The sequence below is a fragment of the Corallococcus terminator genome (assembly GCF_049194865.1).
Taxonomy (GTDB): Bacteria; Myxococcota; Myxococcia; order Myxococcales; family Myxococcaceae; genus Myxococcus; species Myxococcus terminator_A.
In genome coordinates this window covers 39,701-51,318 of sequence record NZ_JBLZWL010000092.1, presented here as the reverse complement: position 1 = coordinate 51,318, position 11,618 = coordinate 39,701, and the positions used below count along the sequence as shown (strand labels likewise).

Genomic DNA, 11,618 nt, shown 5'->3' with positions numbered 1-11,618 from the left:
CGTCTCCTGGGGATTGGTGATGGCCTGACGCTTGGCGATGCCGCCCACCAGCCGCTTGCCATTTTTGGACACGGCAATCACGGACGGCGTGAGCGCCTGGCCCGTGCGGTTCTTGATGACGATGGGCTGCCCGTCCTGGACGGTGGCGACGATGCTGTTCGTCGTCCCCAGGTCGATGCCTATGAGGGGTTCGGGATCAGCCATGAGTGAGCGTGCTCATCCTAGAACGTCCAGCGCAGCTTCTTGAGCGCCGCCTTGGCCTCAGCATTGTCGGGGTCCAACTTCGCCGCGTCCTCATAGACGCGCTTGGCCAGCTTCTTCGCTCCCGAGTCGGCGAGCACCCGTCCCAGCAACAACTGGTGCTCGATTCGCCCTCCCTGGAGGTCCACGGCGCGCTGTGCCAGGACGCGCACCTCGCCCACGTCCTGGCCCTGCTGGAGACCCAGTCTGGCCGCACGGAAGGCGACCTCCGGGTTCTGCCCATCCAGGGAATACGCCAGCCGGTAGGCCGCGAGCGCCCCGACGTCGTCCCCGTGCTGCTCCAGCTCCTTGCCTCGGGCCAGCTCGATGGACGCGCGCTGCTCGTCGTGGCGTCGACGTGCCTCCATCAGCAGCGTCGCCACCTCGCGGTTCTTCGGATCCAACGACTGGACCTGGTTGAAGTCCTGGTAGGCACGCTCCCAGTCTCCCCGGGCGACGGCCGCCTTGCCGCGCGCCACCAGCTCCGACAACCGCACGTTGCGCGCCATGTACGGGTGCCGAGCAAGCCGCGCCTGCCGCTCCGCCCTGCGCGCCTCGGACTCCGCGTCCTGCACCGGAGGTGGCGCCGACGGGGCGGAGGCCTGCAACGGGGACGCGAGCCGCATGGGACGCGGCGTGGGAGAGAAGGGCATCATCTCCTGGTTCGGGTCCATCAATGGCACGGGCGCGGGCGCGGGGGGTGCGGCGGCCGCCGCGGAAGCCGTCGCGAGCGCCGGGTGCGCCTTGAGGTACGCGTCCCGCTTGTCCTGCTGGGACAGGACGTTGTGCGCATCCGTGAGCCTCCGGAAGATGCGCTCCATGCGCGCCCGGAAGCTGCCCAGGTTCTTTCCGAAGTAGCGGTCCGGGTGAAAGCGGCGCGACGCGTTGTAGTACGCCTGCTTCACCTCGGCCGCCGGTGCACCGGGGCGCAGTCCCAGGACGGCGAAGTGGTCCAACCCGTCCAGCGCGCGCTCCAGGTCGATGATCTCCTTCTTCCGCTCCGGCTCCAGGTCCACTTCCTCGGCCAGCGCGGCGTCCACCGCGGGAGCGGGCTGGTTCTTCTGCACCACGCGCGCGGGGACGATGGCCCCCTTGGCCCGCAGGGCCAGCAGCACGGCGATGGTGCGCGCTTCACCCAGGGTGGAGCGTGACAACACCTGGTCGATGCGCTCCACCCGGCCGACGAGCGACAGGACGGACGCCTCCTCCGACGAGAGCTGGAGGCGAGCAAAGTCCACGTTGGGCACCGTGGCGACGTGGTCCGTCCGGGCCCCCAGGCCGACAATCGTATTTGGCGCGCTCACAGGACGGTCCACGAATGGGTTGCCGAAAGGTCGAGCCTAGGTTTGGGGGACGCGGGGCGTCAAACACCCAGTGCCCCCTCCCAGGCTCCAACCGGCGGAAAATCGAGCCTCAGAGGGCGGTCAGCACCCGCTCGATGATGGCGAGGCTCTGATCCAGCTCCTCCCGAGAGATGGTGAACGGCGGGGCGAAGCGGACCGTCCGCTCACCGGCCGCGTTGCCCAGCACCCCGGCCTCGCGCAGCTTGCCGAGCACCTGGGGCGCCTCCCGGTCCATCTCCAGGCCCACCAGCAGGCCCTGGCCTCGGACCTCCACCACGCGCCCGGCCGGCAGCCGGCCCTGGATTTCCCGCAGGCGGTCCAGGAAATACGCGCCCTTGGACGTCACTTCGTCCAGGAAGCCCGGCTGGCGGATGACCTTCAGCGCGGCGTTGGCGGCGGCGGCGGCCACCAGGTTGCCACCGAACGTCGAGCCGTGGCTGCCCGGGGACAGGCTGGCGCCCACGTCCTCGCGGCACAGCATGGCCCCAATGGGCAGGCCGTTGCCGAGCGCCTTCGCCATGCTGATGGCGTCCGGCTGGATGCCATCGCGCATGAAGCCGAAGGGGATGCCGGTGCGACCCATGCCCGTCTGGATTTCGTCGACGAGCAGCAGCAGACCCTTCTCGTCGCAGAGGGCGCGCAGCCCCTTGAGGAAGCCCGCGGGGGCCTGACGCACCCCACCCTCGCCCTGGATGGGCTCGACGAGGATGGCGGCGGTGGCGGGGCCGACGGCGCGACGCACGGCGTCCAGGTCACCGTAGGGGACGTGCTGGAAGCCGGCCGGCAGCGGCTCGAAGCCCGCATGGTACTTCGGCTGCCCCGTCGCGGTGACGGTGGCCAGGGTGCGACCGTGGAAGCTGCGCTCGAAGGTGATGACCTCGTAGCGCTCCGGGGTGCCCCGGTCCTTCATCACCTTGCGGGCCAGCTTCAGCAGCGCCTCGTTGGCCTCCGCGCCGGAGTTGCAGAAGAAGGCGCGCTGGAACCCGCTCCACTCACACAGCTGCGCCGCCAGGTCGATCTGCGGCTGCGAGTAGAACGCGTTCGACACGTGCCACAGCGTGTCCAGCTGCGCGTGCGCCGCCGCCACCAGGTCCGGATGACAGTGTCCGAGCGCGCACGTCGCCACCCCGCCGATGAGGTCCAGATACTCACGACCATCCGCGTCCCACACGCGCGTACCGCGACCTCGGACCAGGGCGATGGGCTGCTGCTTGTAGTTCTGCAGCAGGTGGCTCTTGGCCTTGGAGATGAGGGTGTCGTTGGAAGTCGAGTCGGCGGCGGAGGGCACGGGCTGCGGCAAGGCTGTCTACCTTCCTTGGTGGTGAGGGAACGGCTGCGAGCGCGCCATATACCGCGCTACAGGATGTAGCGCGACAGGTCCTCGTCCTGGACGATGGAACTCAAGCGCTCACGCACATAATTGCCGTCCACCTGGAAGTCTCGGGGCCCCAGCTCACTGGCGGAGAAGGACACCTCGTCGAGCAGTCGCTCCAGCACGGTGTGCAGGCGGCGAGCGCCGATGTTCTGCGTGCGCTCGTTCGCCTGCTGGGCGATGCGCGCCAGCTCCGTCACCGCGTCGTCGGTGAAGGACAGGCGCACGCCCTCGGTGTGGAGGAGCGCGGTGTACTGGCGCAGGAGGGAGTTCTTCGGCTCGCGGAGGATGCGGATGAGGTCGTCGCCAGAGAGCGGCTCCAGCTCCACGCGGATGGGGAAGCGGCCCTGCAGCTCCGGAATCAGGTCGCTGGGCTTGGAGACGTGGAACGCGCCCGCGGCGATGAAGAGCATGTGGTCCGTCTTCACCATGCCGTACTTGGTGTTGACGGTGGAGCCCTCGACGATGGGGAGGATGTCGCGCTGCACGCCCTCGCGCGACACGTCCGGGCCACCGCTGCCCTTGGCGCCCTCGCGGCTGGCGATCTTGTCGATTTCGTCGATGAAGACGATGCCGCTCGACTCCGCGCGGACCACGGCCTCGCGCTGCACGCGGTCCGGGTCCACCAGCTTCTGGGCCTCTTCCTGACGCAGGAGCTGGAGCGCCTCCGGCACGCGCACGCGACGCCGACGCGTCTTGCTCATGCCCGGCATGTTCTTGAAGAGGTCCTGCAGGTTGACGCCAATCTCCTCCATGCCCTGGCCGGAGAAGCCGCGCATGAACGTCTGCCCGCTGTCGCTCGTGTCCACGTCCACGTACTGGTCATCGAGCGTGCCCGCGCGGAGCTGTGCACGGAGCTTCTCGCGCTCGGACTCACCCAGCCGCTGCGGCGCGGGAGGAGGCGGCGGCGGGGGCGAGAAGCCGAAGGGTGGCGGCGGGGGCGGCGGCGGACGGGAGCCGCTGTGGAGCAGCTCCATCAGCCGGTCCTCGGCCAGCTCCTCGGCGCGGGGGCGGACCTTCTCCGTCTCCTCCTCGCGCACCAGGGAGATGGCGTTCTCGACGAGGTCGCGAATCATCGACTCCACGTCGCGGCCCACGTAGCCGACCTCGGTGAACTTGGAGGCCTCCACCTTCACGAAGGGCGCCTGCGCGAGCTTCGCCAGCCGGCGGGCAATCTCCGTCTTTCCCACGCCGGTGGGGCCAATCATGATGATGTTCTTCGGGTGGATTTCGTCGCGCAGGTCGTCTGTGACTTGCTGACGGCGCCACCGGTTGCGCAGGGCGATGGCCACCGCGCGCTTGGCGGCGTTCTGCCCGACGATGTAACGGTCCAGCTCGCTCACCACCTCGCGAGGCGTGAAGGCGGACGGCTTGCGCGATTCGGCCACGGGGTGGCTCCTAGAGCTCTTCGAGGGAGATGTTGGAGTTGGTGTAGATGTCGATTTCGCCGGCGATGGAGAGCGACTCCCTCGCCACGTCGCGCGCGGGCATCTGCGTGTGCGCCATGAGCGCGCGCGCGGCGGCGAGCGCGTACGGGCCACCGCTGCCCACCGCGGCGATGCCGTAGTCGGGCTCAATCACGTCACCGGCGCCGGAGAGGATGAACGTCTTGTCCTTGTCCGCGACGACGAGCAGGGCCTCCAGGCGGCGCAGGAACCTGTCGGTGCGCCAGTCCTTGCCCAGCTCCACGCAGGCGCGCGCCATGTTCTTCTGGTGCTCCTTGAGCTTGCCCTCGAAGCGCTCGAAGAGGGTGAAGGCATCGGCGGTGCTGCCCGCGAAGCCGGCGAGCACCTGGCCCTCGCCCAGCTTGCGGACCTTCTTCGCCGTGTTCTTCATCACCGTCTTGTCGAGGGAGACCTGCCCGTCGCTGGCGATGGCGACCTTCCCGTCACGCCGCACACAGAGGATGGTGGTTCCGTGGAACATGGAGCGGGTTTAACAAGCCGCGCCCCGCGTTTCCAAGGAACACCGCCTGCCTGTCCGCTCCCGCACCGTTTCCTCGCGCTTTTGGAGCGGCGCGCGCATCACGCCCGGGGATGGGCGGCGTCGTAGACCTGCTGGAGCTGCTCCCAGGAGACGTGGGTATACCGCTGCGTGGTGGACAGGCTCGCGTGGCCCAGCAGCTCCTGGATGCTGCGGATGTCCGCGCCCCCTCCGAGCAGGTGCGTGGCGAAGGAGTGACGCAGCGCGTGTGGACTCACCTTGCGCGCCAGCGCGCACTTGAGAACATGCGCGTCCAGGTGCCGGCGGATGCTCCGGGGCGTCAGCCGGCCCCCTCGGAAATTGAGGAAGATGGCCTCCGGCACCTGTCCGGGCTTCGGCTCCGCGAGCAGCTCTCCGCGCCGGGCCAGGTACGCCTCCAGCGAGCGGATGGCCTGCGCGTTGACGGGCACGAGGCGCTCCTTGCTCCCCTTGCCCATGACCCGGACGATGCGCCCACTCCGGTCCACGGCGAGCAGGTCCAAGTCACACAGCTCGCTGATGCGAAGCCCGCCACCGTAGAGCAGTTCCAGGATGGCCTTGTCGCGCAAGCCCAACACCGTCTTCAAGTCGTGCACGTCCAGGAGGGCGAAGACCTCCTCCACCGGCAGCACCTTGGGCAGCGCCTTGGGCAGCTTGGGGCTCTTCACCAGCTTGGCGGGGCTGGCGGGCAGGAGCTTCTGGCGCACCAGGTACTTGTAGAAGGACTTGATGGACGCGAGCCGACGGGCGCGGCTCGCGGGGGCATGGTCCACGCTCAGCGTGCCCAGGTAGCCGCGGATGGCGGCGTGGGAGCCGGCCAGGAGCGAGAGCTTCATCCGCTCGACGAGGTAGCGCTCGTAGTCCACCAGGTCGATGAGGTAGTTGCGCACCGTGTGCGGTGACGACCCCTTCTCGTCCTCCAGGTGGACGCGGAACTTCTCCAGCAGCGGCGAGAGGGTCGTCATGGCGAGGCCAGCGTAGGGGGCCCGGAGAGGCTCGCAAGATTCCGGGCCCCGCGAAACCCCTACTTCGTCGGCACGACGGGGGCGAGAACTGGAACCACGGGCGTCGGCGCGGGCAGCAGCGCCACACACGTGGCGTCCGACAGCCACGCCTTCCCACACATCCACGTGAGGATGGGGTTGCGCACCTGCCAGAGCAGCACGAAGAAGATGAGCGCCCCGAGCCCGAACCGCGCCCAGCCGGACAGCCCCTCCGTCTCGCCGTCCTCGTCCTGCTGGGCGAGCATCGCCGGGCGGATCATGTCGCGACGGTCCACGCGCGCGCCCTTGGGGAGCCGGGGACGTCGGGTCACCAGCGTGGACAGTCCGTGCGTCAACATCAGGCGGTCATTGAGCGCCCAGCCGGAGCCCTCCAGGAGCAGCGCCAGGTTGCGCCGACGCAGCTTCAGCCAGCCGAGCAGCCCCGCTGGCGCCATGACGACGATGGCGATGAGCGACGTGGCGGTGATGACGTCCACCATCGTCAGGGACTTCACCTGCGTGACGATGAACGCGAAAGACGAGCCCAACGCCGCCGCCGCGATGCTGCCCGCCGCGATGACTCCCGCGAGTCCTCCGGGAGACGGGGCCGGAGCCGCCGGAGCCGGGGCTGGAGCGGGCGCCGCCGCCGTGGCCTGCGAGTAGCCCTGCTCCAGCGTCGAGTCGAAGGTCTTCTCCCCCGCCGACGCCAGCCCTTCAATCTTGCCGGTGATGAACGAGGCCATGCGCGTGAAGGGCATGGTCATCGACTCCCACAGCGACACGGGCTGGCGGACGATATGCGTCACCGTGGCGTCGTGCTCCTGGCCATCCACGTCGTAGAAGACGCCGCGCTTGCCCACGACGAGGTCCGTGCTCCGGCCGCGCGTGACGGGCACCGCGACTTCGTAGCCGGGCGTGCCGTCCTTGGGCGCCACGAGCACGTAGAGGATGCACGTGGTGCCCTGGCTCGTCAGCGCCGCGTGCTCCGCGCGGTTCTTCGCGAGCACCGACAGCGTGTACTTTCGTCCACCGAGGATGAGCGTCCCCTTCTCCATCAGCGCGGGCGCCTTGGGGAGATAGAGGTTGGGCATGCTGATGAAGTTGTTGGCGAACACCAGCAACCAGCGCTGGTAGAGCACCAGGCGCTCCAGCTCGACGATGGCGGCCAGAGTGGGCGCCAGCGCGAGGTCCGCCTGCGAGGCCGCGTCGATGGCGTCCAGGTCCGTCAGCGACACGGTGGGCAGCGAGTCAGCCAGCTTGTGCACCGGGTTGGCGTCGCGCGCGGTGAACCACGCGAGCACAGCGTCCGCCTTGGCCACCAGCTCCCGCCACGTCGTGTCCGACAGTCTCTCCGAGTCGCCCGTCACCGGCGCCGCGACTTCGCGACGGAACGCCTGGAGCTGCTCGTAGGCGGGGCCGCGCAGCAGCTTCGACCACTCCAGCACGCCCGACGCTTCCGGCACCGCGATGGGCAGGTCACCCGCCGCCTTGCCCAGCGCGGCGGCATCGCCCAGCGCGCTCTCCACCCGCTCGGCGCGCAACCTCAAGTTCGCCGCCGCCTCCGGCTGCACCGCCACCAGTCGACACTGGAGGAAGTACGTGTCCAGCAGTGGAGCCACCTCGCGGATGCGACGCGCGCGCGACTCACTGTCCTCGCCCCATACGAAGACTTCTCCGCGCTTGCCCACGTGGGCCAGGAGCGCGTCGCGCGCCTCGCGGAAGCGCTTCAGCGTCGGCCCATCCACGCCCGCCTCGCCCGAGCGGTTCTTCAGCTCGGGGAAGGACGCCATGACGTCCTTGGCGAGCGGACGCAGCGACTCCGGCAGGCGCTCCGGGGCGATGATACCATCGCCGTTCTGCCCTGACTTGCGCAGCTCAAGGTCACTCGCGCGCACCTGGGCCAGGGAGATGCGCCCCATGTCCGGCGCGCCCACCGTGCGCAGAATCATCTCCGCCGCCACGCGCAGGGACGCCGCGTCCGCGGACAGCGAGTTCAGCTCCAGCACGTCACTGCTCGCGTCAGCGCCGCGCCGGTCCTTCAGGTGCTTCGCGGCCCAGGCCACGGCGGCACGAACCTCCGCCACGCGGACGCGCGCATTGCCATCCGTGTCCAGGAACTTGAGGAAGGCCGGGTCACAGCTCAGTCCTTCCAGCGGACACGCCGTGGCGATCCACTGCGTCTCGGGAATGCTCGCGGCCTCCACGAGCACATCGAAGGAGGGAATGTCGACCTGGAGCGAGCCGCCATAGCGGCGATAGGTGAGCGGAGTCGAAGTCATACAGGCGGCGGACCTAAGCACACCCGACGTCACCTCGCACGGCTCGGCGACAGCGTCACTTCACGAGGCCCACCGCTCGGCTGCCACGTGGGGCCGGGTGTCCCGGCACCCGGACGACAGCGCGCGGCGGGCCCGGAGGCGTGAGCCTTCAACTCACGCTCCGGTGAACCCAAGCCGTGCTGCTTGCCGACTACGGCAGGGCCGACACGCTGTAGACGCCGGCCTTGGAGCCCTGGGCGATGATGTACACGGCGCGAGAGTCATCCTTGCCACCGAAATACACCGGCACCTGGACGCCCTGGTCCAACGGCTTTCGCGCCTGCGTCTTCGCGTCGTACACGGCGATGTCGTACGAGTCCGAGTCCATCCGCGCCGACGTCGCCAGCACGCGCTGCCCATCCGCGGACAGCTTGTAGCTGAAGATGCCCTGCAGCCACGTCTTCGGGTCCTCCTTCTGCGGCAGCGCGAGCGCCTTGAAGTCGCACGCGCGCCCATTGCGGATGCAGTTGGCGCGGAACACCACCTGCCCGTTGCCCGGCATGAAGCCGTAGCCGAAGACGCCCCGGTGCACCTTCTCCGCCTTCTCCGCGCCCAGCGGATAGAGCATCAGGTCCACCGAGTACTCCGGCTTGAGGAAGCGCGAGAGGAAGGCCACGTAGCTCGCATCCGCGCCCCAGACGAAGTTGGGCACGCGGTCCCCTACCCGCTTCGGAGCGCCATCCGGCAGCGAAGCCACCGCCATCAGTCCCGCGCGCGCCGTCACGTCGTACTTGTCCAGGAAGCCCACCGCCTGCGAGTCCGGCGAGAAGGAGAAGATCTCCACGCGCTCGCCCACCTTGCGGCCCGGGCCACCGGACGCGGGACCCACGTACAAGTCACCCGGCACGTCCGGCTTGCCATTCTCCGAGCGCGCCAGCCACTTGCCGTCCGGAGAGAACCCGAAGGCCTGCGCCGCCACGGCCAGTCGCTTCGGCTTCTGCGCCGGCAGCTCCACCAGGTACAAATCGTAGAGCCCGCGCACCGACTCACTGCGCACCTGGAAGGCCACGCGCTGGCCATCCGGGGACACGGCGTAGTCGCCCACCTGGTCCGCCAGCTTGCGCGGCGCCTCCTCGGGCTTGTCCACCGACACCGCCGCCAGCCCGCCCGCCGCGGACAGCCGCCGCTTGAGCAGCAGCGTCTTGCTGTCGGAGGTGAACTGGGCGGTGCTCACCTCGGCCGCCACGTCGACGAACGGCCCCGAGGGCAGCGGGCCCAGCTTCAGCTTGCCGCCATCCACGAAGGCCAGCTTCGTCCCGTCCGGCGATGGCAGCATGTAGCTGACCGCCGTGCCCAGCACCGTCGGCTCCGCCTTCGGGTCATCCAGCACCGCCACGTTGAGCGAGCCGGACTGCGAGGCCGGGTTGTAGCCCGTGAGGAACAGCGCGTGCTTCGAGTCCGCCGAGAAGAGCAGCCCGCCCGGCACGTTCGTCACGCTGTCGCCCAGCTTGCGAGGCTCGCCCCCCTCCACGGCCACCACGTGCAGCTCTCCGAGCAACATCTGCGGAGGCACGCCGTCCAGCCGGGGCTTCTGCCCGTTCAGCAGATAGCTGGCGAACCGGCCATCGGAGGTCAGCCGCAGGTCCGCCGCGCGGCCCGCGGCCAGCAGCAGGCCCTGCCCTGCTCCAGCGGGAGCGGCACGTGTCGCGCTGCTCGGCGCGGGAGCGCGGCTCGGCGCCTCGGCGCCACCCGAGGCCGGCGCGGCGGGGGCACCGGCTTTCGCGCCGCTGTCCTCGCCCTTCTTGCACCCCGTGCCCGCCACCATGAGCGAGGCCATCAGGCCCGCGCCCAGAAGTCGTCCCAGCCTCGGCCGCATCATGCGCTCCTCTGCTCCTCAAGCTCTGGGGTGCCCGACGTCGGGACACCCGCGTGCGGCAGCCACGCCGCCAGGTCCTGCTTCGCGCGGGCCGAATACGCGGCCCGCTTGTCCGCCTTCTTCATCCGCCCGGTCAGCGGCGGGAAGAGGCCATAGATGATGTTGGAGGGCTGATGTGGGTAGTCCGGCGGGTGCGCTTCTCCCGTCACATGACGAAATAGCGAGCCCAGCGCCGTCGTCGCCGGGGGCGGCACCCACTCCTTCCCGCTCAGCCGCGCGTGCAGCGTCAGCGCCACCAGGTAGCCACACGCCGCGCTCTCCACGTACCCCTCCACGCCGGAGACCTGCCCCGCGAAGAACACCCGGGGCTCCGTCTTGAGGGACAAGTCGCTCGACAGCAGCCGGGGCGAGTCGATGAAGGTGTTGCGGTGGATCTGCCCCATCCGGAGGAACTCCGCGTTCTGGAGGCCCGGGATGCAGGAGACGAAGATGCGCTTCTGATCCCCCCACGTCAGGCGCGTCTGGAAGCCCACCATGTTCCAGGACGTGCCGGCGCGGTCCTCCATGCGCAACTGCACCACCGCATGGGGCTCCTGGCCCGTGCGCGGGTCCCGGAGTCCCACCGGCTTCATCGGCCCATAGGCCAGCGTGTCGTCGCCGCGTTCCGCCATGACCTCGATGGGCAGACAGCCTTCGAAGTACTTCGGTTCCTCGAAACTGTGCGGCACCACCTTCTGCCCCGCCTTCAACTCGGCGATGAAGCGGTAGTACTCCTCCCGGTTCATCGGCAGGTTCAGGTAGTCATCGCCGCCGCCCTTGCCGTAGCGGCTCTGCCGGAAGGCCACCGTCAGGTCGATGGAGTCCCCGGAGAGGATGGGGGCGATGGAGTCGTAGAAATAGAGCTTCTGCCCCACGTGCCGCTCCAGCTCGCGCGTGAGGGCGTCCGACGTCAGCGGTCCGGTGGCCACCACGACGGGGCCGTCCTCCGGCAGCGTCTCCACCTCGCCCGCCACGAACTCCACGCCCGCCTGGCGCAGCAGGGCATCCGTAATCGCCTTGGAGAAGCCCTCGCGCTCCACCGCCAGCGCGTCTCCGGCGGGCACGCGGTGGGCGTCCGCGCTGCTCAGAATCAGCGAGCCCAGGGCGCGCAGCTCCGCGTGCAGCAGGCCAATGGCGCTCTCCGGGTTGTCCGAGCGCAGCGAGTTGCTGCACACCAGCTCCGCGAGCTGATCCGACTTGTGCGCCGGAGAACGCTTGTGGGGCTTCATCTCCCGCAGCACCACCGGCACGCCCCGGCGGGCAAGCTGGTATGCGCACTCCGTACCGGCCAGGCCGCCGCCAATCACCGTCACCCGCTGCTGCTTCACGTCCGCCATCCTGTTCCTCCCGGGAGCGCCGAGCCCGTCAGCGAACAGTTAGCAGGACTGGCACGCCCTGTCCCACCCGCGAATCCATGGGCGTCAACCGGGTGTCCTGTCCAGGGGCCCATGTCCGGTCGCCTGCCCCCCGAGCCGCCTTCACCCCAGGTTGGAAGGCGCGGTTTCCCCACCTGGGTTGAAACCCTACGTTTCTCGCGTTCATCGC

Annotated in this window: 9 protein-coding genes; all 9 read right to left on the bottom strand. The window is 69.4% G+C overall.

Annotated features, from left to right (window positions below):
• On the bottom strand, positions 1-204 hold a 204-nt coding region (locus tag ACN469_RS28850), incomplete at its 3' end, for an Hsp70 family protein (protein ID WP_498772916.1).
• A 17-nt stretch (positions 205-221) separates the two neighbouring features.
• Entirely contained in the window at positions 222-1,544 is a 1,323-nt protein-coding gene (locus ACN469_RS28845) for a J domain-containing protein (protein WP_498772914.1), read from the bottom strand.
• Positions 1,545-1,653: 109 nt separating this feature from the next.
• Positions 1,654-2,883 (bottom strand): aspartate aminotransferase family protein, encoded by a 1,230-nt coding sequence (locus ACN469_RS28840; RefSeq protein WP_498772912.1) that lies wholly within the window; start codon positions 2,881-2,883, stop codon positions 1,654-1,656.
• Between the two features lie 56 nt (positions 2,884-2,939).
• Positions 2,940-4,343 carry an ATP-dependent protease ATPase subunit HslU gene (hslU, locus tag ACN469_RS28835; protein ID WP_498772910.1) on the bottom strand — a complete coding sequence of 468 codons (1,404 nt, stop codon included), beginning with the start codon at positions 4,341-4,343 and terminating at the stop codon, positions 2,940-2,942.
• A gap of 10 nt (positions 4,344-4,353) precedes the next feature.
• On the bottom strand, positions 4,354-4,881 hold the full coding sequence (gene hslV / locus ACN469_RS28830) for an ATP-dependent protease subunit HslV (RefSeq protein ID WP_253991947.1): 528 nt from the start codon (positions 4,879-4,881) through the stop codon (positions 4,354-4,356).
• Between the two features lie 98 nt (positions 4,882-4,979).
• Positions 4,980-5,882, bottom strand: coding sequence for a tyrosine recombinase XerC (locus ACN469_RS28825; RefSeq protein ID WP_498772907.1), 903 nt, complete (start codon positions 5,880-5,882; stop codon positions 4,980-4,982).
• 59 nt (positions 5,883-5,941) lie between these two features.
• A complete protein-coding gene (locus ACN469_RS28820; RefSeq protein ID WP_498772905.1) occupies positions 5,942-8,179 on the bottom strand; it encodes a kinesin in 2,238 nt (745 codons plus the stop codon).
• Positions 8,180-8,369: 190 nt separating this feature from the next.
• Entirely contained in the window at positions 8,370-10,037 is a 1,668-nt protein-coding gene (locus ACN469_RS28815) for a gliding motility protein (RefSeq protein ID WP_498772903.1), read from the bottom strand.
• A complete protein-coding gene (gene trmFO / locus ACN469_RS28810; RefSeq protein ID WP_498772901.1) occupies positions 10,034-11,410 on the bottom strand; it encodes a methylenetetrahydrofolate--tRNA-(uracil(54)-C(5))-methyltransferase (FADH(2)-oxidizing) TrmFO in 1,377 nt (458 codons plus the stop codon). The genes ACN469_RS28815 and trmFO overlap by 4 nt, the downstream gene beginning before the upstream one ends.
• Positions 11,411-11,618: the final 208 nt, after the last annotated feature.

Bases quoted from the DNA above. Each gene is read 5' to 3' on its own strand.
- ACN469_RS28815 (WP_498772903.1), bottom strand. From the start codon at position 10,037: ATGATGCGGCCGAGGCTGGGACGACTTCTGGGCGCGGGCCTGATGGCC.
- ACN469_RS28820 (WP_498772905.1), bottom strand. From the start codon at position 8,179: ATGACTTCGACTCCGCTCACCTATCGCCGCTATGGCGGCTCGCTCCAG.
- hslV (WP_253991947.1), bottom strand. From the start codon at position 4,881: ATGTTCCACGGAACCACCATCCTCTGTGTGCGGCGTGACGGGAAGGTC.
- trmFO (WP_498772901.1), bottom strand. From the start codon at position 11,410: ATGGCGGACGTGAAGCAGCAGCGGGTGACGGTGATTGGCGGCGGCCTG.
- ACN469_RS28825 (WP_498772907.1), bottom strand. From the start codon at position 5,882: ATGACGACCCTCTCGCCGCTGCTGGAGAAGTTCCGCGTCCACCTGGAG.